24 protein-coding genes are annotated in these 24,559 nt (G+C 59.7%); 16 read left to right on the top strand and 8 right to left on the bottom strand.

What is annotated here, in order from left to right; all coding sequences use genetic code 11:
- Positions 1 to 199: DUF4345 family protein (locus ACR0AC_RS20455; RefSeq protein WP_480875754.1), on the bottom strand; the 199-nt coding region annotated here is incomplete at its 3' end.
- Between the two features lie 126 nt (positions 200 to 325).
- Positions 326 to 1,888: an arylsulfatase gene (locus ACR0AC_RS20450; RefSeq protein WP_480875751.1), complete on the bottom strand. Its 1,563-nt coding sequence runs from the start codon at positions 1,886 to 1,888 to the stop codon at positions 326 to 328.
- Between the two features lie 233 nt (positions 1,889 to 2,121).
- On the opposite strand from ACR0AC_RS20450, the gene ACR0AC_RS20445 reads away from it, so the two are divergent.
- From ACR0AC_RS20445 to ACR0AC_RS20430, 4 genes are all read left to right on the top strand, one after another.
- Complete coding sequence (locus ACR0AC_RS20445) at positions 2,122 to 2,910, top strand: exodeoxyribonuclease III (RefSeq protein ID WP_480780955.1); 789 nt, start codon at positions 2,122 to 2,124, stop codon at positions 2,908 to 2,910.
- Positions 2,911 to 2,986: 76 nt separating this feature from the next.
- A complete protein-coding gene (gene trxA, locus ACR0AC_RS20440; protein WP_170455217.1) occupies positions 2,987 to 3,904 on the top strand; it encodes a thioredoxin in 918 nt (305 codons plus the stop codon).
- A gap of 27 nt (positions 3,905 to 3,931) precedes the next feature.
- The gene (locus ACR0AC_RS20435) at positions 3,932 to 4,573 is read left to right on the top strand and encodes an LON peptidase substrate-binding domain-containing protein (protein WP_170455215.1); all 642 of its coding nucleotides are present in this window, start codon (positions 3,932 to 3,934) and stop codon (positions 4,571 to 4,573) included.
- Complete coding sequence (locus tag ACR0AC_RS20430) at positions 4,570 to 4,755, top strand: Trm112 family protein (RefSeq protein ID WP_170455213.1); 186 nt, start codon at positions 4,570 to 4,572, stop codon at positions 4,753 to 4,755. Before ACR0AC_RS20435 ends, ACR0AC_RS20430 begins: the two co-directional genes overlap by 4 nt.
- Here the strand turns inward: ACR0AC_RS20430 and ACR0AC_RS20425 are convergent.
- Positions 4,752 to 6,014, bottom strand: a complete 1,263-nt coding sequence (locus ACR0AC_RS20425; RefSeq protein WP_480780954.1) for an FAD-dependent monooxygenase — start codon at positions 6,012 to 6,014, stop codon at positions 4,752 to 4,754. The genes ACR0AC_RS20430 and ACR0AC_RS20425 overlap by 4 nt on opposite strands.
- 52 nt (positions 6,015 to 6,066) lie before the next feature.
- On the opposite strand from ACR0AC_RS20425, the gene ACR0AC_RS20420 reads away from it, so the two are divergent.
- The 4 genes from ACR0AC_RS20420 (at position 6,067) to ACR0AC_RS20405 (ending at position 12,225) form a co-directional block, all read left to right on the top strand.
- On the top strand, positions 6,067 to 7,395 hold the full coding sequence (locus tag ACR0AC_RS20420) for an amidase family protein (RefSeq protein ID WP_170624591.1): 1,329 nt from the start codon (positions 6,067 to 6,069) through the stop codon (positions 7,393 to 7,395).
- A 109-nt stretch (positions 7,396 to 7,504) separates the two neighbouring features.
- Complete coding sequence (locus tag ACR0AC_RS20415) at positions 7,505 to 8,686, top strand: aminotransferase class I/II-fold pyridoxal phosphate-dependent enzyme (RefSeq protein WP_480875745.1); 1,182 nt, start codon at positions 7,505 to 7,507, stop codon at positions 8,684 to 8,686.
- 14 nt (positions 8,687 to 8,700) lie between these two features.
- Positions 8,701 to 11,589 carry a DNA translocase FtsK gene (locus tag ACR0AC_RS20410; protein WP_480875742.1) on the top strand — a complete coding sequence of 963 codons (2,889 nt, stop codon included), beginning with the start codon at positions 8,701 to 8,703 and terminating at the stop codon, positions 11,587 to 11,589.
- Between the two features lie 39 nt (positions 11,590 to 11,628).
- A complete protein-coding gene (locus ACR0AC_RS20405; RefSeq protein WP_170455204.1) occupies positions 11,629 to 12,225 on the top strand; it encodes an outer membrane lipoprotein carrier protein LolA in 597 nt (198 codons plus the stop codon).
- 10 nt (positions 12,226 to 12,235) lie between these two features.
- On the opposite strand, the gene ACR0AC_RS20400 is transcribed toward ACR0AC_RS20405, so the two are convergent.
- Together ACR0AC_RS20400 and ACR0AC_RS20395 are read right to left on the bottom strand one after the other, a co-directional pair.
- The gene (locus ACR0AC_RS20400) at positions 12,236 to 12,817 is read right to left on the bottom strand and encodes a transglycosylase SLT domain-containing protein (protein ID WP_170455203.1); all 582 of its coding nucleotides are present in this window, start codon (positions 12,815 to 12,817) and stop codon (positions 12,236 to 12,238) included.
- 61 nt (positions 12,818 to 12,878) lie between these two features.
- On the bottom strand, positions 12,879 to 13,760 hold the full coding sequence (locus ACR0AC_RS20395) for an AEC family transporter (RefSeq protein WP_480586321.1): 882 nt from the start codon (positions 13,758 to 13,760) through the stop codon (positions 12,879 to 12,881).
- A gap of 80 nt (positions 13,761 to 13,840) precedes the next feature.
- Here ACR0AC_RS20395 and hspQ point away from each other — a divergent pair, with 80 nt between their 5' ends.
- Entirely contained in the window at positions 13,841 to 14,167 is a 327-nt protein-coding gene (hspQ, locus tag ACR0AC_RS20390; protein ID WP_170455199.1) for a heat shock protein HspQ, read from the top strand.
- Positions 14,168 to 14,202: 35 nt separating this feature from the next.
- Here hspQ and ACR0AC_RS20385 read toward each other — a convergent pair whose 3' ends face one another.
- The 3 genes from ACR0AC_RS20385 to ACR0AC_RS20375 all read right to left on the bottom strand — a co-directional run bounded on the left by ACR0AC_RS20385 (position 14,203) and on the right by ACR0AC_RS20375 (position 16,803).
- Positions 14,203 to 15,780, bottom strand: coding sequence for a gamma-glutamyltransferase family protein (locus ACR0AC_RS20385; protein WP_480875737.1), 1,578 nt, complete (start codon positions 15,778 to 15,780; stop codon positions 14,203 to 14,205).
- Positions 15,781 to 15,995: 215 nt separating this feature from the next.
- Entirely contained in the window at positions 15,996 to 16,445 is a 450-nt protein-coding gene (locus ACR0AC_RS20380) for an ATP-binding protein (protein ID WP_480875734.1), read from the bottom strand.
- Positions 16,446 to 16,464: 19 nt separating this feature from the next.
- Complete coding sequence (locus tag ACR0AC_RS20375) at positions 16,465 to 16,803, bottom strand: STAS domain-containing protein (protein ID WP_170624586.1); 339 nt, start codon at positions 16,801 to 16,803, stop codon at positions 16,465 to 16,467.
- A gap of 104 nt (positions 16,804 to 16,907) precedes the next feature.
- Here ACR0AC_RS20375 and ACR0AC_RS20370 point away from each other — a divergent pair, with 104 nt between their 5' ends.
- The 7 genes from ACR0AC_RS20370 (at position 16,908) to ACR0AC_RS20340 (ending at position 24,544) form a co-directional block, all read left to right on the top strand.
- Positions 16,908 to 18,080: an acetyl-CoA C-acyltransferase gene (locus ACR0AC_RS20370; protein ID WP_480627130.1), complete on the top strand. Its 1,173-nt coding sequence runs from the start codon at positions 16,908 to 16,910 to the stop codon at positions 18,078 to 18,080.
- Between the two features lie 93 nt (positions 18,081 to 18,173).
- A complete protein-coding gene (locus ACR0AC_RS20365; RefSeq protein ID WP_170455191.1) occupies positions 18,174 to 18,623 on the top strand; it encodes a GAF domain-containing protein in 450 nt (149 codons plus the stop codon).
- A gap of 226 nt (positions 18,624 to 18,849) precedes the next feature.
- Positions 18,850 to 20,334 carry a peroxidase family protein gene (locus ACR0AC_RS20360; protein ID WP_480780949.1) on the top strand — a complete coding sequence of 495 codons (1,485 nt, stop codon included), beginning with the start codon at positions 18,850 to 18,852 and terminating at the stop codon, positions 20,332 to 20,334.
- A 155-nt stretch (positions 20,335 to 20,489) separates the two neighbouring features.
- Positions 20,490 to 21,059 (top strand): helix-turn-helix domain-containing protein, encoded by a 570-nt coding sequence (locus ACR0AC_RS20355; RefSeq protein ID WP_480875730.1) that lies wholly within the window; start codon positions 20,490 to 20,492, stop codon positions 21,057 to 21,059.
- A 13-nt stretch (positions 21,060 to 21,072) separates the two neighbouring features.
- The gene (locus ACR0AC_RS20350; protein WP_480586338.1) at positions 21,073 to 21,696 is read left to right on the top strand and encodes a LysE family translocator; all 624 of its coding nucleotides are present in this window, start codon (positions 21,073 to 21,075) and stop codon (positions 21,694 to 21,696) included.
- 4 nt (positions 21,697 to 21,700) lie between these two features.
- Positions 21,701 to 22,081: a GFA family protein gene (locus ACR0AC_RS20345; protein WP_170455183.1), complete on the top strand. Its 381-nt coding sequence runs from the start codon at positions 21,701 to 21,703 to the stop codon at positions 22,079 to 22,081.
- 15 nt (positions 22,082 to 22,096) lie between these two features.
- Positions 22,097 to 24,544, top strand: coding sequence for a GcvT family protein (locus tag ACR0AC_RS20340; protein WP_480875725.1), 2,448 nt, complete (start codon positions 22,097 to 22,099; stop codon positions 24,542 to 24,544).
- Positions 24,545 to 24,559 lie beyond the last annotated feature (15 nt).

Genomic DNA, 24,559 nt, shown 5'->3' with positions numbered 1-24,559 from the left:
GTTTCGAAGCAGCTGCCAACCAAAACAGCGCGTTTGCCATGTAAAGACCCATAATCGCTCGGAAGACATGAGTCTGGTTCGTCCCTTCCACTGGAAATCCCAGCAAAACTGGGATCGAACGGCCGGGCATCAGACCGTATGACAACGCAATTGGCACGAGGCCGACGGCAGCAAGCAGAAGGACTAATCTAGCACTCATGGAGGACTCCTTCACGTAGAGGTTTCGCTTTTTGCGAAATTCCTAGTCGGTTATTTTGGGCATCCGATGATCCGAGCCGGATGCCCACGCTGCGGTGAGAAAGGCGTATTGGTTGCCTCGCTTCCTCTACTGAGAGATGCCGCCTTCGGTTGATGTTTGTTCTTCAACATGGTCTTGATTGGCGACCGGCTTCCCGCGCGGAGGGAACTCCTCGAAAGTAGCGAGATGTGCCTGCACTAACCGGGCGGCTGGGCCGAATGCCCACATTTTCTCACCCATCCAGCGGACGTACATACCGCTTTCCTCCGCAGCTTTTTCGTAGGGATCGCGGCGGAGGTTGAAAAGCAAGGGGGCGACCAATTCTTCCTTCGGGCCTGACCAGCCGTGGTTTTGAACGACAAAGTGCGCTTTCCAATCGTTGTAGCGTACTGCTTGGAGGTCCGTACCCTGATAGTAAATCAGCTCGCGGCGATTGCTCTCTTCATCCTCACCCGTCAGGTAAGATAGTTGATTGTAGCCATCGAGATGCACTTTATAGCCTTCATATCCCTCCAGGAGCTTTTCTCTTAGATCTGTCGGACCTCCAGCCGCAGCTACAAATGTTGGCATCCAGTCCATTCCACTGAAGATGCCATTCAAGACTTGACCTTCTGGAATTTTGCCCGGCCAGCGAATAATCGCAGGAACTCTAAAGCCACCTTCCCAAGTAGTACCCTTTTCCCCATGAAACGGAGTCGTACCACCATCGGGCCACGTCAGTGTTTCCGGGCCATTGTCGGCGGTGAACATCACTATTGTATTATCGGCAACTCCCAGATCCTCAAGGTGGCTGAGAACGTTACCAACGTTGTTGTCCAACTCCTTCATGACAACATCCTGAAGTCCGCGCCCATTGCCCAACATAGCTTCGTATTCGGGGCTGAGATGGGTCCAGACGTGTGCACGGGCAGGAGCCATCCAGACAAAAAACGGAGTGTCCGACTCTACTGCACGGGAAATGAAGTCCTTCGTGTAAGATGTCACTTCGTCATCCAAAGTCTTTTGGCGCTCCGGAGGCGCAGGCCCATCATCAATAATGCGCTGCTTCCCGACTTTTCCAAATCGCGGGTCGACTGTTTCGTCTACTTCCTCTGTTGCAAATGAATGAATGATGTTGCGAGGCGCAAATTGCGCGTTGAATTCTGGGTCGTCTGGCCAATCCGGATCAGACGTATATTCCATAGCATTCAAGTGATAGAGCCAACCCCAATACTCGTCGAAACCTTTTGTAGTCGGTAGGAACTCATTGAGATCGCCCAGGTGGTTTTTTCCGAATTGCCCCGTCGTGTACCCCAACTTTTTCAAGAACATCGGAAGCGTTGGGTCTTCTGGGTTTAAACCTATCGGATCGCCGGGAAGTCCTACAGTGTGCATCCCAGTCCTAATGGGCAATTGTCCAGTCATGAAAGCTGATCGACCAGCAGTACAACTTGGCTCGGCATAATAATCTGTGAGACGAGCACCCTCAGAGGAGAGGCGATCCAAGTTCGGCGTCTCGATGCTTTTGACACCTCCGTGGTAAACGCCGACGCTCGCCCAACCTACGTCGTCTGCCATGATGACAAGAATGTTGGGCGGGGTATGATCGTCGGCCCAAGCTCCAGTGAAAGCAAAGCAGACCGCGCCCGCTACTGAGACAAGTTTGTTCATTAAGACCTCCCAAAACGCTATTTCTCACCAACGATAGGAAAAACATCGGCTTGGAGGAACAGTCTAATTTGTTAACTTTTTGGGCACAGCACCTTGGTGCAAGAAATGTCTTCGGCCGCAAAGTCCGCTTAACTGCGATTCAGGTAACGAAGTTGTTCCGCGGCCTTTTCTCATGGCACCTGGTTCTATGTCGCGCTAACCTCCGCCCAATCGCGACAGAGGAATCCCGACCCATGCCCTTCACCCTTGCCACCTGGAACATCAACTCGGTCCGCCTGCGCGAGCCTATCGTGCTGAAATTGTTGCAGGAAGAGGCTCCGGATGTGCTGTGTTTGCAGGAATGCAAGTCTCCGGTCGAAAAGATCCCGACCGAAGGGTTTGCGGAACTGGGGTATACCCACATGGTTGCCCGTGGCCAAAAGGGCTATAACGGCGTCGCCATTCTGTCGCGCCTGCCGATGGAAGAGGTGGGCGACAAGGATTTCGCCGGTCTCGGCCATGCCCGTCACATTGCAGGGCGGTTGGAAAATGGCGTGACGATCCACAATTTTTACGTCCCGGCAGGCGGGGATGTGCCGGATCGTGAGGTGAATGAGAAGTTCGGGCAGAAGCTCGATTACCTTACTGATATGCGCGACTGGTTCCATGCGGAGAAGCCCGAGAAGTCCATTCTGGTGGGCGATCTGAACATCGCCCCGCGCGAAGATGATGTCTGGTCGCATAAGCAACTGCTCAAGGTGGTCTCACATACTCCGATCGAGGTTGACCAACTGGCGGAAACGCAAGATGCGGGCGGTTGGGTCGATATCACCCGGCAGGATATCCCTGAAGGCCAGTTGTATAGCTGGTGGTCGTATCGTGCCCGGGATTGGGACGCGGCAGACAAGGGGCGGCGGCTGGATCACGTCTGGGCGACGCCGGATATCTCGAACGCGGGCCATTCCAGCCGTATCCTGCGCGCGGCGCGCGGATGGGAAAAGCCCAGCGATCACGCGCCCGTCTTTGCAAGTTTCGATCTGTAACCGGCAAACTCAGCCCTTGGTTTCTGCGCCAAGCGGTTGCATATAGGGCGCAAGTTCGAACGAAAGAGTATTTGCCATGGACCTTCTGAACCCGTCAGACAGCACCCCCGCCACCGATCTGATCAAGAACGGCTCTGAGGCCACGTTCATGGCCGATGTGGTCGAGGCGTCGCAGGACATCCCGGTGATCGTGGATTTCTGGGCGCCGTGGTGCGGCCCGTGCAAAACGTTGGGGCCATTGCTGGAAGAGGCCGTAACCGCCGCCAAAGGTGCGGTGAAGATGGTCAAGATCAACGTGGACGAGGCGCAGATGATTGCGTCTCAGTTGCGGATCCAGTCGATCCCAACCGTTTACGCCTTCTTCAAGGGTCAGCCGGTTGACGGGTTTCAGGGCGCGCTGCCGGGGTCCGAGATCAAGGCCTTTGTGGACCGCGTGATCGAAGCTGCAGGCGGCGAAAGCCCCGGTGGCCAGTTGGAGGAGGCCGTTCAGGCCGCCGAAGAAATGCTGGCCGAAGGGGCCGCCGTAGATGCGGCGCAGACCTTTGCCGCCATTCTGGGCGAAGACCCCAACCATGCAGCGGCCTATGGCGGGCTGGTGCGCGCGCATATCGCATCCGACGATCTGGAACAGGCCGAGGCGATCCTGAACGGTGCCCCGGCCGAGATTTCCAACGCGCCCGAACTGGAAGCGGCGCATGCACAATTGGAATTGGCGAAACAGGCGGCAGATGCGGGCCCGGTGGCTGAACTGACCGCTGCGGTCGAGGCCGAGCCCGACAACCATCAGGCGCGTTTCGATCTGGCGCAGGCGCTGCACGCCAACGGCGATGTGGAAGACGCCGTGGCGCAATTGCTGGAATTGTTCCGCCGGGATCGCGAATGGAATGACGGTGCGGCCAAGGCTCAGTTGTTCACGATTTTCGACGCGCTCAAGCCCAATGATCCGATTGTTCTGAACGGGCGGCGCAAGCTCAGCTCGATGATATTTGCCTAATTCCTGATCAGAGCTACACTCGGGTACATGATGCATCCCGCCGACCTGCCGGAAACGGTATCCGTTTTCCCATTGCCCGGGGCGCTGCTGCTGCCCCGTTCTCCCCTGCCGCTGCATATTTTTGAGCCGCGCTACCTGCAAATGGTGGATGACGCGCTGAAGACCAAGGAACGGCTGATTGCGATGGTCCAGCCGAACCCCTCGGCCAACGATGACACCAAGCTGCACCGCATCGGATGCGCCGGGCGCATCACCCAGTTTTCCGAAACCGAAGATGGCCGGTACCTGATCACATTGACTGGCATTTCCCGGTTCCGCATCAAATCCGAACTGGACGCCTTCACCCCGTATCGCCGGTGCGAGGTGTCATGGGATGGGTTTGATCGCGATCTGGGCAAGTCCGAGAACGATGATGGGTTCAATCGGACACGGTTTCTGACCCTTTTGGAACGGTTCTTCGTATCCCGCCAATTGTCCACCGACTGGGGTTCGCTGAAGGATGCCGATGATGAGCTTTTGGTGAATTCCCTGTCGATGCTGATGGATTTCGACCCGGAAGACAAACAAGCCCTGCTAGAAGCTCCGTGCCTGCGCACACGGCGCGAAACCCTTGTGACATTGATCGAATTCGCCCTGCGTGGCGGATCAAATGAGGAAACACTGCAATGAGTGATCCAGCAAACGCGTTCGACCGCCATATGCTTGAGGCGCTGATTTGCCCGCAGACGCATACAACATTGCACTATGACGCGGAAAAGCAGGAACTGGTGTCCAAAACCGCAGGGCTGGCCTTTCCGATCCGCAACGGGATTCCGGTGATGCTGGTGGATGAGGCGCGTCCGCTGGACTAAATCGGGCGGCCTTGCAGCAGTTTCGGCAGATCGCCAGTCAGACCTGCCGCTTCACGCACGAATCCGCGCCGCAATCCGGGCAAGGATCCGACGATCCCCATTCCGATATCGCGACCGATCCGCAGCAGCGGATTGTCGTTTGAAAACAGCTTGTTGAACACATCCGTCGCCATCGCAAGCGAGGCTGTGTCAAAGCGCCGCCACTCCTGATACCGCTGCAATACAAGGGTCGAGCCGATCTCTTCACCCCGCCGTCCGGCCAGTGTCAGCACTTCGGCCAGCGCGCCCACGTCGCGCAGACCGGCGTTCAGGCCTTGCCCGGCAATCGGGTGCATCCCATGCGCCGCATCCCCAACCAAGGCCAAGTGATCCGAGATAAAGGAATTGGCGATGGTCAGGTTCAGCGGATAGGTGAAGCGGTCGCCTTGCAGGCGGATGTCACCCAGAAAATCTCCGAATCTGGGCCGCAGAACCTGTAGGTACTCGGCCTCGGGCAGCGCGTTGATGCGATAGGCGGTGTCGGTGCGTTCGCTCCAGACGATGGAACTGCGATTGCCGGTCAGTGGCAGAATCGCCAGTGGCCCGGGGGGCATGAAGAACTGATGCGCGACGCCGTGATGGGGCAGGTCGTGCTCGATGGCGCAGACAAGGGCGGTTTGACCATAATCCCACCCGCTGCGCTTGATGCCCGCCCGCGCCGCCGTACCGCTGCGCCGACCGTCGCACCCGACGACCAGTTGCCCTGCAACCGTGCTGCCGTCATCCAATGTCAGGGTGACGCCGGATGTACCCGTTTCCTGCGCCACAACGGTCTTGCCGCTGATCTGGGTGATGCGCTTTTCCTCTGCCATCGCCTCAAGAAAGGCGCGGCGCAGGTGGCGATCCTCGACCATATAGCCCATCGGGCCTTCTTCGATCTCGGCATGGTCGAAATGCATGAAAAAGGGCGACGGGCCGGAACCGGCATGGCCGTCGGTCACCTTGATCTCAAGCATCGGCTGGGCGTGGTCCGCGACCCGCTCCCACACACCAATCGCGTCCAGCAACCGTTTCGAGGCCAGCGCCAGCGCATAAGACCGCCCGTCAAAGTCTGCGTCTGTACGGACCGTCTCGGCCAGAGAATCAATCACGCTGACCGCATGACCGGTTTGCGCCAAGGCCAGTGCCAGGGCGGGGCCATTCAGGCCGCCGCCAACGATCAGGATATCCGATGCCCGTGTCATGCCCTGCAGTATGCGCGCCCTTTCGGGATTGTCCATGTGCGGTCCTGTCGCTACCGTCCCGTTCAGGCAGAAAAGAAGGAGGGGTGAGATGCAGGAATGGCTAACCATGACGGCCTGTGATCTGGGTCGGGGCATCGGCATGGGGCAGATCGACCCTGTGGACCTGACCGAGACCTACCTGAGCGCCATTGACGCCCACCCTCATCGCGACCGTATCTTTGCCCGCGTCACCCATGACCGCGCGCGGGCCGAGGCGAAGGCCGCAAAAGACCGCGCTGCTTTGGGTCTGCGCCGGTCCCTGCTGGATGGTGTTCCGATCAGTTGGAAGGACCTCTTTGATACGGCCGGTATCGGCACCGAGGCTGGATCGGCCCTGTTGAAAGGCCGTGTTCCGGATGCGGACGCCGTGGTTGTGCGCAACGCCACGTCCATGGGGGCGGTTTGTCTGGGCAAAACCCATATGAGCGAGTTGGCCTTTTCCGGTCTTGGCCTGAACCCGATCACCGGGACCCCGCCCTGTATCGATGATGAAGAGGCTGTGCCGGGCGGCTCATCCTCGGGCGCCGGGGCCAGTGTTGCCTGGGGTTTGGCCGCCTGTGGGATTGGGTCGGATACCGGCGGGTCGGTGCGTATCCCGTCGGCGTGGAACAATCTTGTGGGTCTGAAAACCACCGCGGGCCGGGTCAGCCTTGAAGGCACCGTACCGTTATGTCTGCGGTTTGACACGGTCGGCCCCTTGGCCCGGTCGGTCGAGGATGCGGCCCATGTTCTGGCGCTGCTGGAAGGCGGTACCCCCGCCGATTTGCGCGGCGCGTCTTTGGCGGGTCGTCGTTTTGCGGATCTGCAGAATGTCGCGAAGGACGATCTGCGAGACGCCCCGCGCGCGGCCTATGAGGATGCGCTGGCCCGTCTGGCCGATGCAGGGGCAGAGATCGTCCCGCTGGACGTGCCCGAGCTGAATGACGCGATGGGCCTGACCGGAGTGCTTTATACAACCGAGGCTTATGGCTTGTGGAAGGACGTTATCGAGGCCAACCCCGAGGCAATGTACCCCGAGATTTTGGAACGGTTCCGCATGGGTCAGGCTTTTTCAGGCCCCGACTATGTTGCGGCCTGGTCCAGACTCAAAGCCTGCCGTGCCGCATGGGATGCGGCCACTGCCGGATTTGATGCCGTTCTGGCCCCGACCGCACCGATCCTGCCGCCAAATCTGGACCGACTGCTGAGCGATCACGACTATTACGTGACCGAGAATCTGCTGGCCCTGCGCAACACCCGCATTGGCAACCTGATGGGGCTGGCGGCTTTGACTTTGCCGACCCAGACACCCGGTTGCGGGCTGATGATGCTGGGTTATCCGGGGTCCGAAGAGGCCCTGTTGCGGCTGGGCTCAGCGGCGGAAACCGCATTGGCGTGAATGCCACAATCCCCTGATTCGGCACCTCTTTGTCTGGACGGGGCGGGGTCTGATCTGTAATCTGCCAAAAAAGACGGGGCGAAATGACCCCGATATTGAGGCAGTAGTTATGATTTTCCCCGAGCGGTTTTCGAACCTACCGGAATATGCATTCCCGCGTCTGCGCACCCTGTTGGACCATCACCAGCCGGGGGGTGACGTGATTCACATGACCATCGGCGCGCCAATGCACGACTTCCCCGCTTGGGTGACGGATGTGATCACCGAAAATGCGGCTGGATTTCAGGGCTATCCACCGAATGAAGGCTCGCCCGAGTTACGTGGGGCAATCACCGACTGGATCAAACGCCGTTATGGCGTGAGTATGGACCCCGACACCAACGTCATGGCGCTGAACGGCACCCGAGAGGGGCTGTACAACGCGGCCATGGCGTTGTGCCCGGAACAGAAGAACGGCCAAAAGCCGGTCGTTCTGTGCCCGAACCCGTTTTATCAGGTCTATATGGTCGCCTCGATCTCGGTCGCAGCCGAGCCTGTTTTTGTCCCTGCCACAGCGGCCACCGGACATTTGCCCGACTATGCGGGCCTGCCCGAAGACGTGCTGAACCGCACCGCCATTGCCTATATCTGCTCGCCCGCCAACCCGCAGGGGGCCGTGGCATCGCGCGATTATTGGGCCGAACTGATCGCCCTGGCCGAGAAATACGATTTCCGCATCTTCGCCGATGAATGCTATTCCGAGATTTACCGGGATGAAGCCCCCACGGGCGTGCTGACCGTCGCGCAAGAGATGGGGGCAGATCCCGAACGGATCACGCTGTTCAACTCACTGTCGAAGCGGTCCAATCTGGCGGGTCTGCGGTCCGGTCTGATCGCGGGTGGACCCGAAACGATCAAACGTGTCAAACAGTTGCGCAACTATGCCGGTTCGCCTTTGCCTTTGCCATTGCAGGCTGCTGCTGCCAGGGTTTGGGCTGATGAGGCGCATGTTGTCGAAAACCGCGCGCTCTATCAGGAAAAATACGCCATTGCGGATGGGGTCTTTGCCGGTGTGCAGGGTTATATGCCGCCCGAGGCTGGGTTTTTCCTGTGGCTGCCCGTTGAAAACGGCGAGGAGACCGCATTGAAGCTGTGGCTGGAGACCGGAGTGCGGGTCCTGCCGGGCGCATATCTTTCTCAAGGCGATCCGGGGCAAAACCCGGGCGAGCACTTTATCCGGGCCGCTATGGTGGCCCCAAAAACAGAGTTGCAGCGCGGGCTGATTACGCTCCGCGACTGCATCTATTCGTGAGGTACGAGGGCAAAATGGCATCATTGAACGCGCGCAACCGCGATCCGCTACTGGACAGCACGACTCAGGCCGCGATCGAGCGGCGCAGCAAGGAATTGATCGGGATCGCCCTAATCCTGCTGGGCTTTGCCGCCGCGGCGATGATCTGGTCCTACACGCCGGACGATCCGAACTGGATGGTCTCGACCGACGCGCCGGTGCAGAACTGGATGGGGCGGATTGGGGCTTCGATTGCCGCGCCGTTGTTCATGATCGTTGGCTGGGGCAGTTGGGGTATTGCGCTGGTGCTGATCGGTTGGGGTGTGCGATTTGCCGGTCATTTCGGTGAAGATCGTGCCGTTGCCCGTTTGATCTTTGCCCCGATCTGGATCGCAATTGTCTCGGTCTACGCCGCGACTCTGGTGCCCGGTGCCGAATGGCGCGCGACCCACAGCTATGGGCTGGGCGGGCTGTTTGGCGACACCGTAATGGGGGCGTTGCTGACCCTTCTGCCGATTTCCTCGCATTTCCTGGTCAAGCTGATGTCGCTGGCCATGGCCGTCGGGATGATCGCGCTGGGTGTCTTTGTGCTGGGCTTCACCAAGGTTGACGTGCGCCGCGGAACGCGTGCTTTCCTGCTGGGTCTGGTGATGGCCTACGATCTGTTGATGAACCTGCTGGGCCGTGGGGCCTCGGCCACTGCGCAGGCCGCGCGGGATCGCCGGGCGCAGTGGAAAGAACACCGCGCCGCGCGGGTTGAGCCGGTTTTGAATGATGAGATTGCCTTTGGGGATCCCGTCTTTGAAGACCTGGAAGAGGAAGCGCCGGAACCTGCCCCAAAAACCGGCCTGCTGGCCCGTATGCCCGCCCTGATCCGCCGCCCTGATCCGATGCCCGAACCCGAACTGGTTGAGCCCATGCCGGTCGAAGGCTTCGATGAAATGCCGGGTGAGGATCGCATCCGCTCGAAAATCTCGGCCGCTGTGCGCAACCGCAAGGTGGCAACCGGTGAGGTGACGCCCGAGCCCGATCCGAACCTGCCGCTGACCAAAGGCCGTGGTCGCGGGCCGGACCCGTTGATCCTGAACGCAGGGCCAACAGGTGGCCTGCCGCCTGAACCGCCTATGACCGCGCCCGAGTTGCCACCGGAACCGATGCTGACGGCTGACCCCGCGCCCGAGTGGCAGGAGCCTCTGCATCAGGACTTCGCGCCCGAGCCGGATTTTGACGATGACGCCGTGTTCGAGGACTCCCCCGAACCCGCGCCGCAATCGCGCCCGGCGATGAAAATCCCGGTGGCCGAGCCGCGCAAGCCGGTGGTCGCACAGCCGGTGCGCCGCGCGCCGCAACCATCCCGCCGCGCGCAGGCCGAGGCGCAACCGGCCCTGTCTTTCGAAGAACGGCATTCCGATTTCGAACTGCCGCCGCTGGGCCTGTTGTCGAACCCGGCCAGCATTCAGCGCCATCACCTGAGCGATGAGGCGCTGGAGGAAAACGCGCGGATGCTTGAAAACGTGCTGGATGACTATGGCGTCAAGGGTGAGATCGTCAGCGTCCGCCCCGGCCCGGTTGTCACCATGTATGAACTGGAACCGGCCCCGGGCTTGAAAGCCAGCCGGGTGATCGGTTTGGCCGACGATATCGCACGCTCGATGTCGGCGCTGTCGGCGCGGGTTTCGACCCTGCCGGGCCGTTCGGTGATCGGGATCGAACTGCCCAATGAAAACCGCGAGATGGTGGTGCTGCGCGAAATCCTCGCCAGCCGTGATTTCGGCGATGGCAACCACGCGCTGCCGCTGGCATTGGGCAAGGATATCGGCGGTGAGTCCGTCGTGGCGAACCTTGCGAAGATGCCTCACCTTCTGATCGCGGGGACCACGGGTTCGGGTAAGTCGGTGGCGATCAACACGATGATCCTGTCGCTGCTCTATAAGCTGACGCCGGATGAATGCCGCCTGATTATGATCGATCCCAAGATGCTGGAACTGTCGGTCTATGACGGCATCCCGCACCTGCTGTCGCCCGTTGTGACCGACCCGAAAAAGGCGGTTGTCGCCCTGAAATGGGTCGTGGGCGAGATGGAGGATCGCTATCGCAAGATGTCCAAGATGGGCGTGCGTAATATCGCCGGTTACAATGGCCGTGTGAAGGACGCTCTGGTCAAGGGCGAGATGTTCAGCCGCACGGTGCAGACCGGGTTCGACGACGAAACCGGCGAGCCGATGTTCGAGACCGAAGAATTCGCCCCCGAAGCGATGCCCTATATCGTTGTCATCGTCGACGAGATGGCCGACCTGATGATGGTTGCGGGTAAAGAGATCGAAGCCTGCATCCAGCGCCTGGCGCAGATGGCACGGGCCTCGGGCATTCACCTGATCATGGCCACGCAGCGCCCGTCGGTTGATGTGATTACCGGCACGATCAAGGCGAACTTCCCCACCCGGATTTCGTTCCAGGTGACCTCGAAAGTCGACAGCCGCACCATTCTGGGCGAGATGGGTGCCGAGCAACTGCTGGGGCAGGGCGACATGCTGTATATGGCGGGTGGTGCCAAGATCACCCGCTGCCATGGGCCGTTTGTCTCGGACGAAGAGGTCGAGGAAATCGTTAACCACCTGAAACAATTCGGCCCGCCGGATTACATGAGTGGCGTGGTCGATGGTCCGGCCGAGGAAAAAGCCGACAATATCGACGCCGTTCTGGGCTTGAACACCGGTGGCAACACCAACGGCGAAGACGCTCTGTACGATCAGGCGGTGGCGATTGTGATCAAGGATCGCAAATGCTCGACCTCGTATATCCAGCGGAAACTTGCCATCGGCTACAACAAAGCCGCGCGGCTGGTTGAGCAGATGGAGGACGAAGGCGTTGTTTCGGCGGCAAATCACGTCGGCAAACGCGAAATCCTCGTCCCCGAGCAATAGGATATTTAATAACAAGGGCAGAGCGCATATCTGTGAAGCATGAAACAGATTGCTTTTGCCCTTGCTTTGACACTGGCCGCGCCTGCGGCCTGGGCTGCTGATAAGCTGCCGCTGTCGGAAATCTCAAATTACCTGAACCAGCTGAAAACGGTTCAGACCAGTTTCACTCAGGTCAACGATGATGGCTCGCTGAGTACCGGCAAGCTGTGGATGCAGCGACCCGGTAAAATGCGGTTCGAATATGACCCGCCGGACAGCGCCGTGGTGCTGGCACGGTCCGGCAGTGTCATGATCTTTGATCCCAAATCGAACCAACCGCCCGAACAATACCCGCTAAAGCGGACACCGCTGTCTCTGGTTCTGGCGCGGAATGTAAACCTTGGTCAGGCCAATATGGTGGTAGGGCACGAGTTCGACGGCACCGCAACCGTAGTGACGGCGCAAGACCCCAAGAACCCGGACTCGGGCCGGATTGAGCTGATGTTCACCGACAACCCGGTCGAACTGCGGAAATGGGTGATCCACGACAATGCAGGCACCCAGACCACGGTGCTGCTGGGCCCGTTGACCGAGGGTGGCAGACTGAATCAGGATCTGTTCTCGAACAGCAAAAGAAGTGGGTCAGCCGACCGCTGACCCCTTCACCTCAGTACCGGCAATTTGCCAGTTGCGACTGATACAGGTTCGCGCGCGCGTCCACATCGCTGGCCACGTTCAGCAACCATGATTTCTTGTTATGGCTGCCGCGGGCAAAGCCCGTGTGACCTTCGTGATAGGCCAGATACTGATTGCGCGTGTCTGCGGGGTGGATGCCATTCCGCTCGTAGCTTTTGTTCATGTACCAGCCAATGAAATCCGACGCGTCGCGAATGCGATCCCGCTTGGCGCGGCGTTTGCCGGTTTCGCGCTGGTACTGCTCCCACGTGCCGTCCAGCGCCTGACCGTAGCCATAGGCGCTGCTTTGGCGGCCCATCGGGATCACGCCCAGAACATAGCGGTGCGGCGTGCGCGCATCGTGGCGATAGCGGCTTTCCTGATAGATCGTGGCCATCTGAACGTGAACGGGAACGCCCCATTTACGCTCGGTGCTTTTGAAAGCCCGGATATAGTCGGGCTTTTCGCGCGCAATGCTGCACGCGTCGTTCAATCTGCTGGGCGGCTGTTTCGAGCCGCCCCCACAGGATGCCAAAAGCAGCACCCCTAGGAGTACGAAAAGAATTCTGCTCATGTGCCTCGTGCCTTTTTTCAGGCATTCTAGCGCAGATTGAGCGCTGAGGAAATCACAATCGCTACAGAATCAGCGCCAGAACAAGGGGTAACGCTGCGACTGACAGCAGGGTCGAGACCATGACCATCCCCGCAACGGCATCTGCGTCGGCCTGAAACCGCTCTGCCAGCAGGTAGGATGTGACCGCGACGGGGGTGCACATCTGCAATACCAGCACGCCAAAGGCGATGGCTTCCAGGTCAAAAGCGGACGCTATGGCCCAACCGAGGGCAAAGCACACCACCACTTTCAGGATCGACAGCCAGATGGCTTGCCCCAGACTGCGGGTGGTCAGGCGCGCGATGGCAACGCCCAAAGTGACCAGCATCATCGGAACCGCCATTTGCCCTAGCAAATCCAATGTGTTGGTCAGAAACAGCGGGGTTTCCCAATCCTGCCACAGGAACAATGCCCCAAGCAGCGTTGCCCAAACCATCGGTTGCCTGATGACCTGCCCAAACGCCCCTTTGCCTGCGACAAGATAAATGCCGTAGGTAAAGGAAAACAGCGCCGTCACCGACAGGAAAATCACGGCATATCCCAGCCCCGCCTGTCCAAAGGCAAAGATGCATAACGGCAGGCCCAGATTGCCGGTATTGCCAAAGATCAAAGGCGACAGGTAAGTGCGCTGTTCCAGCCTCAGAACCCGAACGATCCCCCAGAACACGACCGCCAGACCAAGGTTGGCGACGATGGTGGCCACGGTGAATCGCGACAGGTCGCCACCCGGTATTTCGGTCTGCATCAGCGCCACGAAGATCAGGCTGGGCACCGCCAGCATCATGGCGAAACGGGTGACGAATTGCAGGCGGTATTCAAACCCCAGCTTGACCCAGGCAAATCCAATGCCCGCCAGAATAAACACCGGCGCGACAATTTCGAACACTGTCAGTAGAAGGTTCACAGACTGTTTCCCTGAATTTCAGATCAATGATTGGATTTTCCGCCCGGAAAGAGGTAGTAACTGCTTTGGGGGCTGAAACAATGCTAAAGACACATGCCAAGTACGGCTTGGGACAAGTAGTGCGACATAAAAAACATCCCTTCCGAGGGGTGATTTTTGACGTGGACGCGGAATTTTCCAACACCGAGGAATGGTACGAAGCCATCCCTGAAGACAGTCGGCCGATCAAGGATCAGCCGTTCTATCATCTGCTGGCCGAGAATGATCAGTCCTTCTATGTGGCTTATGTTTCAGAACAAAATCTGATCGCCGATCAATCGGGCGAGCCGGTAGAGCATCCCGATATTCCCAATATGTTCGGGCCGTTCGAGGACGGGTCCTACCCGCTGCACTTCCATCTGAACTGATCCACCGGGCCAACCCGGCCCGGACGCTGATGTCCCTAATATCCCAACGCACACCCGTCTTTGCGCGGATCGCTTGCGCCCTCTAACACGCCGTCGTTTCGGATTCGGATTGCCTGCGCGCCGCCAAGTGGGGTTTCTGAAATCTCAACAGTGTGCCCAAGTTGCGACAATTGTTGCGCCACCTGTTCTGAGAACCCGCGTTCCAGTTTCAACACACCCCCGTCGGCAAAGGCGCGGGGGGCATCGATGCTGTCCTGTAGGCCCATGTCGAAATCCGTGAGGTTTGACAGGAAGCGGGCATGACCGGTCGGCTGATACGCGCCGCCCATGACCCCAAAGGGCATCATCACGCGGCCGTTTTCTTGCAGCATTCCGGGGATGATCGTGTGCATTGGGCGTTTGCCACCACCCAATTCATTTGGATGGCCGGTGTCCAGAGTGAAACCGGCCCCGCGGTTCTGCAGCAGAATGCCGTATTTCTGGGATGCGATGCCCGATCCGAAACTGTGGAAGATCGAATAGATCAGCGAAACTGCCATCCGGTCGCGATCGACCACCGTGAAATAAACGGTGTCCTTGTGAACGGCTTCGGTTAGCGGCGCTGCTGCTTGCATCGCGCGTTTGGGGTCGATCATGGCGGCCAGCGATGCGGCGATTTCGGGATCAAGGAACCGTTCCGCGCGGGCCATATGATCCGGGTCCGCGATAAAGCGGTTGCGGGCGTCATAGGCCAGTTTGGTGGCTTCGGCCTCGATATGAACACGCTCAGCCCCGAATGGGTCCATGCTGGCCAGATCAAAATGCTTCAGGATGTTCAGCAGCAGGATGGCCGTCGCCCCCTGACCGTTGGGCGGATGTTCGACCAGATCGATGCCCTGATAGGTGCCGCTCATCGGGTCGGTCACGGTGCATTTCGTGTTCGCGAAATCATCCGCGCCATGAACACCGCCTAGTTGGGTCAGCGCCGAAAGCATATCCTCGGCAATTTCACCGGTGTAGAAGGCGTCGCGCCCGTGCTTGGCAATCTGGCGCAGAACTTCGGCCTGACCCGGAGACCGGAAGACCTGACCGATCTCTGGGACGCCGCCGTTGATCAGATAGTGCTGCCTGGCGGCCCCGTGCAGAGTGCGCGCGCCGCGTTGCCAGTCAAAAGCGACCCGGGGCGCAACCGGTACGCCGAGTTCAGCATAGTGAATCGCCGGTTGCAGAATGGCGTCCAGTCCCAGACGACCTTCATTCTCTGAAAGATGACAGAGCGCATCCACCGCGCCGGGGATGGTGACGGCGTCAGGGCTGGTCAGAGGTACCGCAGCCAGCCCTTTGGCGCGCAAAGCCTCGGCATCTGCCTGTGCCGGGGCGCGCCCGGAACCATTCAAAGCGCGAATCCTGTCTTCACCTGCCCGGTTGAACAGCACAAAGCAATCGCCGCCCAAACCCGTCATCTGTGGTTCGCAAATGCCCAACAGGATGGCCCCGGCAATTGCGGCATCCATCGCATTGCCGCCCCGACCCAGAATATCCAGCGCCGCCTTTGCGGCCAGAGGATGCGACGTTGCACATATCCCTTCGGTTGCCAGAACTTCAGACCGGCCCGGCAGATGCAGATCCCGCATGGTATTCCTCCTCCCCATCGACGGGTCGAACCTAAGACGCGGCCTGTGTTTGTCCAGTAATATTAGGGAGAGAAGTTCCTCGGCGCCGTTCACTGGGTGGGGGCTGTGACACTTGGCGCCGAGGGAAGCTATCTGAGCTACAAGTCACTGTATGACGGGGGTTTGCGGCGCGACAATGGTTCGAAAAAGGCCTTATTATGGCTATTGCTTGCCGGTCAGTCCTGCGGTTTAAAGTCAAACCGCAGCGACAGGCGATTGCATCCGTCCCGCCTTTCATACCAGATATCGCTGGTTAGCTGGTGGATCAGAAACCAACCAAACCCGCCTTCGGGCAGGTCCTGAACGCCTGTCTCGACCGAAGCAGGAATACCGTCGGGCAGTTTGTAGCCGGGCAGGGGATTGCCGGTATCGGAAATCAGGATGTCCAGCCGGTTGTGGTCCAGCCTGCACGTCACCTGCACCTTGGCCGGGGCGATGCCTGCATAGGCATGTTCGACCACGTTGTTGATCGCCTCAGCCAGCGCGATCTTCACATCATCCGCCATATGCGCCGGCAGCCCCTGCCGCGACAGGCCGGTGCTGAGTTGCGAAATTCCCGCGCTCGCTTCGACCTCAGTGGCCGGGAAGGTCAGTTCAAGGCAGGTTTTGGTCCCTATCGGCTTCACGCAGTCCACTCCGCCCAGATCAGTCGATGGAACCGGCCAGGGCGTCATCCAGGGTGGCAAACAGATTGAACACCGTGTCCATGCGGGTCAGGCGAAACACCTTTTCGACCACCGGTTGCAGCCCGGCCAGATCCAGCCTGCGCCCGGCCCCAAGCTGCTTCATCGAGGCGACAATTGCGCCCAGCCCGCTGGAATCGATAAATTCGACCCCGCCAAGATCCAGCACCACCCGGTTGCATCCCGATTCGGTTGCGCGCCGCATGTCTTCCTTGAACTGAATGGCCATGGCGGCGTCGATCCGGTCGGTCTGGACCGTGATGATCTGAGTCTCACCGGATGTTGTAGTGGTCAGGCCCATGTTTGACCGCCCTCTTTCCTGGAATTGCTTCGTAGAAATACGCTAGACGGCAAATCTTACCATTCGGTATGCAGAAGCCGGAAAATGAACAAAGGAAGACCGTGATGAATGAGGTTGTGATCGCAGGGGCCGCCCGCACGCCGATGGGTGGATTTCAGGGCATGTTCGACGGGGTCGCAGCCGCGGATCTGGGCGGGGCCGCAATTCGCGCCGCATTGGAACAGGCAGGCACCGAAACCGTGGACGAGGTGCTGATGGGCTGCGTTCTTCCGGCAGGGCAAGGGCAAGCCCCGGCACGTCAGGCCGGTTTCGCCGCCGGTCTGGGCCAAGAGGTGCCGGCCACGACACTCAACAAGATGTGCGGATCGGGCATGAAAGCGGCCATGATGGCCTTTGACCAGATCGCACTGGGACATGCCGATCTGATGGTTGCGGGCGGAATGGAAAGCATGACGAACGCCCCCTACCTGTTGCCGAAAATGCGCGGCGGCGCGCGTATCGGGCACGGTCAGGTCGTCGATCACATGTTCCTCGACGGGCTTGAAGATGCGTATGACAAAGGCCGCCTGATGGGCACCTTCGCCGAAGACTGTGCCGAATCCTTCCAATTCACCCGCGAGGCGCAGGACGAATACGCGCTGCAATCCCTGTCCAATGCTCTGGCGGCGCAGGACAGCGGCGCGTTCGATGGCGAGATCGCCCCGGTTTCGGTACGCACCCGAAAAGGAGAGGTGATCCAATCGGCGGATGAGCAGCCAAAATCAGCCCGGCCCGAAAAGATCCCAACCCTGAAGCCGGCCTTCCGCAAGGATGGCACGGTGACCGCTGCCAATGCATCGTCGATCTCGGATGGCGCGGCGGCGCTGGTTCTGGCGTCTGCCTTGGCTGCTGAGGCACAGAATCTGTCCGTTCGTGCGCGTATCCTTGGCCACGCCAGCCACGCGCAGGCCCCGGGCCTGTTCACCACAGCCCCGGTCCCGGCTGCGCAAAAGCTGCTGGCCCGCATCGGCTGGAGCACCGAAGATGTCGACCTTTGGGAGGTGAACGAAGCCTTCGCCGTTGTCCCGATGGCCTTCATGCATGAAATGGGTCTGCCCCGGGACAAGGTGAACGTGAACGGCGGGGCCTGCGCGTTGGGCCACCCAATCGGCGCGTCTGGCGCTCGGATCATGGTTACACTGCTGAACGCATTGGAGAAGCGGGGCCTCAAACGCGGCGTCGCAGCGATCTGCATCGGCGGCGGCGAAGGAACGGCCATCGCCATAGAACGCATTTGACCCTTCTTCTTGTTTCAAATACGGCGGGGGTGAATTGAGCCAAAGGCTCAAGAGGGGGCGGCGCCCCCGCCCCTGATAGACAAAAGCGCAACCATGACCGCCGATTACGACACGCTTGCCAAAACCATCGCCGCGCTGACCGAAGGCGAGACCGATCAGGTTGCCTTGATGGCGACCATCGCCTGCGAAGTGCATCACGCCGATGATCGGTTTGACTGGACGGGTTTTTACCGTGTGACTGAGCCGGGGTTGTTGAAGATCGGCCCGTATCAGGGCGGACATGGCTGCCTGACCATCCCGTTCGATCGCGGTGTCTGCGGTGCTGCGGCGCGTACGGGAGAGGTTCAGCTGGTTCCCGACGTAGATGCGTTTCCCGGCCATATCGCCTGTGCCTCCTCTACCCGGTCCGAGCTTGTCTTGCCCGTGCGGGATGCCTCGGGCGAGGTGATTGCGGTGTTCGATATCGACAGTGACCAGCCTGATGCGTTCAACGATGCGGACGCGGATGCGCTGGGAACAATTCTGGCGCGGGTCTTTGGCTGATCGCCACATCCGGTACCGGCTGCCCCGACCCGTCTGACGCCTCTTCACCTCAGGTTCTTTAAACCTGAGCTTGTGCTGCCAAGTATCGGAAAGGTCTGAAAGACCCTTTCTCGTCGGCGGATTCGCGCGCCGTCAAATTGAGAATCTTCCCTATTTCTGCTATGAATCGACCTGTCGGATTTTTATTTTCACCGACATTTTTTATTTGTTTCAGGAGTATTTTGTTATGGCAGGTATGCATCACGGCCTTACGCGGCTTGATCAACTCACCAAGGTTTGTCTCAACGGCGCGGGCCCCTCCAGACCCTTTGTGCAGACCCTTGGGCGTCTCAAGCCACCAAACCCGGTTCATATCGTCAAGATCACCCATGCGGATGTGATCCATGCGCTGGACGACTTGTCTCAGTCCATGCGAGCCAAGGAAAACCATGATGGTCCGGCGGATGCGGGCATGACCTTTCTGGGTCAGTTCGTTGACCACGACATCACACTGGATGCGACATCGGCCCTGGGCACCCGGATCGATCCGGCCACCATCCCGAATGTCAGAACGCCCAGCCTGGACCTCGACTGCGTCTATGGTGCCGGGCCCGAGGCGTCACCGCATCTCTATGGAGCCGGGGATCAGGATCACATGCTGATGTTCGGGCGCAAGGAAAACCATCTGGATCTGGCCCGCACCTGCGCGGGCAAGGCCCTGATCGGTGATCCGCGCAACGACGAGAACATCATCGTCGCACAAGTGCAGGGCATCTTTATCGAGTTGCACAACATCCTGATGAGCAAGCTGAGCGAGGGCGGGTCCGAAGCCAAGGATATTCACGCCTGCGCCCATGAAGGGATCAGTGCCAAAATCTGGAAGGATCACGTATCCCCCGGATTAAGCAACTTTCAGGAAGTGCGGCGGTTCATTCGTCTGCATTACCAGTGGATCGTCTGGAACGAGTTGCTGCATGCCTTCGTAGAAGACAGCTGCCTGACGGCAGCGATGAAACGTCCGATCTTTGGCTGGGATGCGCCGGTCATGCCGGTTGAATTCACCGGTGCTTGTTATCGTTTCGGCCATGCAACGACGCAATTCGAATACAAGCTGAACGCGTCCGGCAGCCCCGTCAGCCTGTTCGCAACGCAAGGCTTTGGCCCAAGGGACAAGGCAGCCAATATCGACATGGACCTGTATTTCTCGATGAACGGCAAGACCGCGTCGCAAAAGGCCCGACCGGTTGGGCCCAAAATGGGCGCGCCGCTGCTGGAGCTGCCCTTCGTCACCGGCCAGATCGCGTTGGAGGATATCGGCGAGACGCTGACCGAGGCGCAATCCAAGAATCTGGCGCTGCGCAACATGATCCGCGACCGGTATACGTATCAACTTGCCAGCGGTCAGCACTTTGCCGCGCATCTGGGAACCGCCCCCGTTGCCGTGCCGCCAGAGCTTGCCGCCAAAGGGTTTCAGAAAACGCCCTTGTGGTTCTATGCGCTGCAAGAGGCTGAACAGCACGGGCACGGTAAACTCACCGGTGTTGGCGGTCTGATCGTCGCCTCGGTCTTTGCCAATCTTCTGCTGCGGGATCCGACGACCTTTGTGCACATCCCGCACTTCAAACCATGGCCGGGATTTGGTGGCCAGCCGTCCTGTATGGCCGGCATTATCGCCTATGTCGAAGCCAACCGGGGGCATATCCGCGATCCGCACAGTCTGATGTGTGGCTGAAGACGTGTGAAAACCTGTCGGGCATCCGGTGCCCGACAGGTCCAACGATACTGTTACCGGCTCGATGAAATTGCGTGAAAAAATGCTTTGAAATTTCACGAACCTCTGGCATCGTGAAAAACAGGGAGAAATTTTCACGAGATTCGGAGCGGCCAGTGAACAGCCAAGCCCCTCAGAGTGCCACATTGGGTGCCGATATTCGCGCGCTGCGAAAGGCGCGTGGGTTGACGCTGACCGAGATCGCGGCACGTTTGGATCGCTCTGTCGGGTGGCTCAGCCAGGTTGAACGCGACAAATCCGACCCGTCGATTTCCGACCTGCGCCAGATTGCGGAATCGCTGGGCGTGGCAATGTCGATGCTGTTTGCGCATTCTGCTGTTCCCAGCGACGAACAAGGCTATGTGGTGCGGGCCGGAACCCGCAGACCCATGGGATCGGGTGAAGAGGGCCTGATCGAAGAACTGCTCTCGCCCGATCTGACCGACGATTTCGAGATGGTGCATTCCACTTTCGAGCCTCGGTCGCAAATGCAGACCCCGGCCAACCGACCGACGCAGGAGGTCGGGTATATGGTATCCGGGCATCTGGACCTGACCATCGGCAGCCGCCAGTTCACGGTGGGACCGGGCGATAGTTTCCGCATCAAGCATGAACCCTATCAATGGGCGAACCCCTATGATGAGCCCGCCGTGGCGATCTGGGTCATCGCCCCGCCGGTGTATTGATGAGAGCGTATTGATGAGCTTTGAGGCCTGGACCATATTCGCGCTGTTCTGGGTGGTGTTCGTCACTACGCCCGGACCAAATGCGGTCAATTGCATCTCGAACGGTATGAGCCTGCCGTTTCCCAAGGCGATGCTGGGGGTGTTGGCGATCCTGACGCAGGCCAGCGCGTTTTTGGTCCTGTCGGCGCTCGGCATCACCGCGCTGATCACGGCGTCTCCGACCGGATTCTTCATCGCCAAACTGGTGGGGGCTGGGTTCCTGATCTGGGTCGGTATCCGTGGCTGGATGAACGCCACCAAGCCCGCGCCTGCATCTGAACGGCCCGCTCGGCATGTCTATCTGCACGCGCTGGCGGTGGCGACGATCAATCCCAAAAGTGTGGCCGGATACCTTGCCGCCTTTTCGCAATTCGTGCAGCCGGACGTGCCGATCTGGCAGCAAATGGGGGTCATCATGCCCACCGCGCTGGTCATCACCACGCTCAGCTATACCGGGTTCACCCTGCTGGGCGCGCTGATGGGCAAGGCGGCGCTGGGGGCGGTGTTCAACATCTGGGTGCGCCGGATCATGGCCGCCTGTTTCATCATCTACGGCGTGTTGCTGGGCACCAGCTCCACACCCGTTGCAAGGGGGTAATCACATGCACAAAGGTTCCTGCCTGTGCGGCGCGGTCGCCTTTACCATCGATGGGGATCTGTCGCCGACCTCGGCCTGTCATTGCGGCCAGTGCCGCAAGCAATCGGGCCATCACTGGTCCTCGACCTCGACCCATCAGGACAACCTGAGTTTCACCGCCAGCGACACGCTGCGCTGGTTCCGTGCCTCGGACATTGCCCGGCGCGGGTTCTGTGCCCAATGCGGCTCGTTCCTGTTCTGGCAGCACAATGACGAGGACACGATTTCGATTTCCATGGGGGCGTTTGATGAGCCCACCGGATTGATGCTCTCGCAGCATATCTTTGTCGCCGACAAGGGCGATTACTACGACATCACGGACGATCTGCCCCAACGGGCACAGTAACAGGGATCAAGACGAATGAGTGACTTTCCGACAAAAGCCCGCGTGGTTGTTATCGGTGGCGGTGTGGTGGGGACCTCCTCGCTGTATCATCTGGCCAAGAAAGGCTGGACCGACTGCGTTCTGCTGGAAAAGAACGAACTGACCGCCGGGTCTACATGGCACGCGGCGGGCAATGTGCCGACCTTCTCGACCTCATGGGCGATCATGAACATGCAGCGCTATTCGACCGAGCTGTATGCGCGTCTGGGCGAGGAAGTCGATTATCCGATGAACTATCACCAGACCGGGTCCATCCGTCTGGCGCATTCCAAGGAACGCGTGCAGGAGTTCGAGCGCGCCTGTGCCATGGGCCGCTATCAGGGCATCGAGATGGAGATGTGGACGCCCGAGCAGGCCAAGGAGAAATACCCGTTCCTGGAAACTCACGATCTGGAAGGCGTGCTGTTCGACCCCAGCGATGGTGATATCGACCCGGCGCAGCTGACACAGGCGCTGGCCAAGGGCGCACGCGACATGGGCGCGAAAATCCTGCGCTTTACGCCCGCAACCGGCGTGACACAGCATGAGGATGGCAGTTGGACCGTCAGCACCGAAAAGGGCGATATCGACTGCGATTACGTGGTCAACGCCGCCGGGTATTACGCGCAGCGTGTCGGTGAATGGTTCAAGCCCTATGGCGGGCGCACCGTGCCGATGATGGTGATGAGCCACCAGTATCTGCTGACCGAGGAAATCCCCGAGATTGAGGCTTGGTCGAAGCAATCCGGCCAGAAGCTGCCGCTGCTGCGCGACGTGGATGTGTCCTATTACCTGCGTCAGGAAAAGCACGGCTTTAACATCGGCCCGTATGAGCCCAACTGCCGCGCACATTGGGAAACCGATTCCGACCCGATGCCCGACGATTTTAGCTTCCAGCTCTGGTCCGACGATCTGGACCGGATCGAAGACATCGTGGCCGACGCGATGGAGCGTGTGCCACTTTCTGGTGAGGCCGGTATCTCGCGTATCATCAACGGCCCGATCCCCTATGCGCCTGACGGTCTGCCGCTGATCGGCCCGATGCCCGGTGTGAAGAACGCGTTCGAGGCCTGCGTCTTTACCTTTGGCATCGCGCAGGGCGGTGGTGCTGGCAAGGTGCTGGCGGAATGGATCGTCGATGGCCACACCGAATGGGATATGTGGTCGGTCGATCCGCGCCGTTACACCGACTACACCGATCACGATTACTGCGTGAAAAAGGGGATTGAGGTTTACGGCAACGAATACGCCATGCACTTCCCCCACCACGAATGGCCCGCCGCGCGCGACAAAAAGCTGTCGCCGGTGCATGACAAGGTCAAGGAACTGGGCGGTGTCATGGGCGCCTATAACGGCTGGGAGCGCGCCAACTGGTTCGCGATGCCGGGCGACGACACCTCGCTTGAGGCGACGCACACATGGGGCCGGTCCGGTCCGTGGGAGAGCCGCATCAAAGAAGAATGCGAGGCCGTGCGCGACCATTGCGGCGTGCTCGACCTGCCGGGCTTCTCGCGCTTCATGGTCAAAGGCGAGGGTGCCGCCGAGGCGCTGCGGGGTCTGGTCACGGGCGGCCTGCCCAAAGCGGGCCGGATGAACCTTGTCTATATCTCGGACGACCGGGGCCGCATCCTGACCGAGATGTCCTGTATCCGTCTGGGCGAAGATGAGTTCGTGATGATTACGGCGGCCACTGCGCAATGGCATGACCGCGATATCCTGCTGAAGGCGATGCCTGCCAGTGTGTCGGTCGAGGATATCACCACCACCCGCGACACGCTGATCGTGACTGGCCCGAAATCGCGCGAGATCCTGTCGGGTCTGACCGATGCGGACCTGTCCACCGGATGGTTGACCCACCAGTCCGCTACCGTCGCCGGACAACCCGCCTATCTGATCCGCGTGTCCTTTGCCGGTGAACTGGGTTGGGAGGTTCATGCCCTGAACGAGCATATGCCCGCGATCTACGGTGCGATCATCGACGCCGGGGCCAAGCCGTTTGGCATGTATGCGCTGAACAGCTTGCGTATCGAAAAGGGATACCGCGCGTGGAAAGGCGATCTGTCGACCGATTACTCGCTGCTGCAAGGCGGGTTGGAGCGGTTCGTCAAGCTGGACAAGCCGCAGGACTTCCCCGGCAAGGCCGCAATTCTGAACGAAAAGCAGCAGGGCGTGAAGAAGTCGTTCGTTACCCTGACGGTCGAGGCCGGGGATTGCGATGCGCCCTATATGTCCTGCATCTGGCAAGGTGATCAGATCGTGGGTGAGACGACCTCGGGCGCATGGGGCTATCGCGTGGGTAAATCCATTGCGCTGGGCATGATCAGGACCGAGCTTGCCAATCCCGGCACCGAGCTTGAGGTCGAAATCTACGGTCAGAAACACCGCGCTGTGGTACAAGAGGACCAGCCGCTCTGGGATCCCGCGAACGAGCGGCTGCGCGCGTAGCCCGCACGGAGACCG

Source organism: Ruegeria sp. H7, assembly GCF_056532945.1.
This window is presented reverse-complemented; position numbering and strand designations above follow the sequence as displayed.

Excerpts from the sequence above, each read along its gene's own strand:
- ACR0AC_RS20425 (WP_480780954.1), bottom strand. The coding sequence starts at position 6,014 with ATGGACAATCCCGAAAGGGCGCGCATACTGCAGGGCATGACACGGGCA.
- ACR0AC_RS20345 (WP_170455183.1), top strand. The coding sequence starts at position 21,701 with ATGCACAAAGGTTCCTGCCTGTGCGGCGCGGTCGCCTTTACCATCGAT.
- ACR0AC_RS20435 (WP_170455215.1), top strand. The coding sequence starts at position 3,932 with ATGATGCATCCCGCCGACCTGCCGGAAACGGTATCCGTTTTCCCATTG.
- ACR0AC_RS20430 (WP_170455213.1), top strand. The coding sequence starts at position 4,570 with ATGAGTGATCCAGCAAACGCGTTCGACCGCCATATGCTTGAGGCGCTG.
- trxA (WP_170455217.1), top strand. The coding sequence starts at position 2,987 with ATGGACCTTCTGAACCCGTCAGACAGCACCCCCGCCACCGATCTGATC.
- ACR0AC_RS20340 (WP_480875725.1), top strand. The coding sequence starts at position 22,097 with ATGAGTGACTTTCCGACAAAAGCCCGCGTGGTTGTTATCGGTGGCGGT.
- ACR0AC_RS20450 (WP_480875751.1), bottom strand. The coding sequence starts at position 1,888 with ATGAACAAACTTGTCTCAGTAGCGGGCGCGGTCTGCTTTGCTTTCACT.
- ACR0AC_RS20420 (WP_170624591.1), top strand. The coding sequence starts at position 6,067 with ATGCAGGAATGGCTAACCATGACGGCCTGTGATCTGGGTCGGGGCATC.
- ACR0AC_RS20410 (WP_480875742.1), top strand. The coding sequence starts at position 8,701 with ATGGCATCATTGAACGCGCGCAACCGCGATCCGCTACTGGACAGCACG.
- ACR0AC_RS20405 (WP_170455204.1), top strand. The coding sequence starts at position 11,629 with ATGAAACAGATTGCTTTTGCCCTTGCTTTGACACTGGCCGCGCCTGCG.
- ACR0AC_RS20415 (WP_480875745.1), top strand. The coding sequence starts at position 7,505 with ATGATTTTCCCCGAGCGGTTTTCGAACCTACCGGAATATGCATTCCCG.
- ACR0AC_RS20375 (WP_170624586.1), bottom strand. The coding sequence starts at position 16,803 with ATGGGCCTGACCACTACAACATCCGGTGAGACTCAGATCATCACGGTC.
- ACR0AC_RS20370 (WP_480627130.1), top strand. The coding sequence starts at position 16,908 with ATGAATGAGGTTGTGATCGCAGGGGCCGCCCGCACGCCGATGGGTGGA.
- ACR0AC_RS20350 (WP_480586338.1), top strand. The coding sequence starts at position 21,073 with ATGAGCTTTGAGGCCTGGACCATATTCGCGCTGTTCTGGGTGGTGTTC.
- ACR0AC_RS20365 (WP_170455191.1), top strand. The coding sequence starts at position 18,174 with ATGACCGCCGATTACGACACGCTTGCCAAAACCATCGCCGCGCTGACC.
- ACR0AC_RS20385 (WP_480875737.1), bottom strand. The coding sequence starts at position 15,780 with ATGCGGGATCTGCATCTGCCGGGCCGGTCTGAAGTTCTGGCAACCGAA.
- ACR0AC_RS20445 (WP_480780955.1), top strand. The coding sequence starts at position 2,122 with ATGCCCTTCACCCTTGCCACCTGGAACATCAACTCGGTCCGCCTGCGC.
- ACR0AC_RS20360 (WP_480780949.1), top strand. The coding sequence starts at position 18,850 with ATGGCAGGTATGCATCACGGCCTTACGCGGCTTGATCAACTCACCAAG.
- ACR0AC_RS20400 (WP_170455203.1), bottom strand. The coding sequence starts at position 12,817 with ATGAGCAGAATTCTTTTCGTACTCCTAGGGGTGCTGCTTTTGGCATCC.
- hspQ (WP_170455199.1), top strand. The coding sequence starts at position 13,841 with ATGCTAAAGACACATGCCAAGTACGGCTTGGGACAAGTAGTGCGACAT.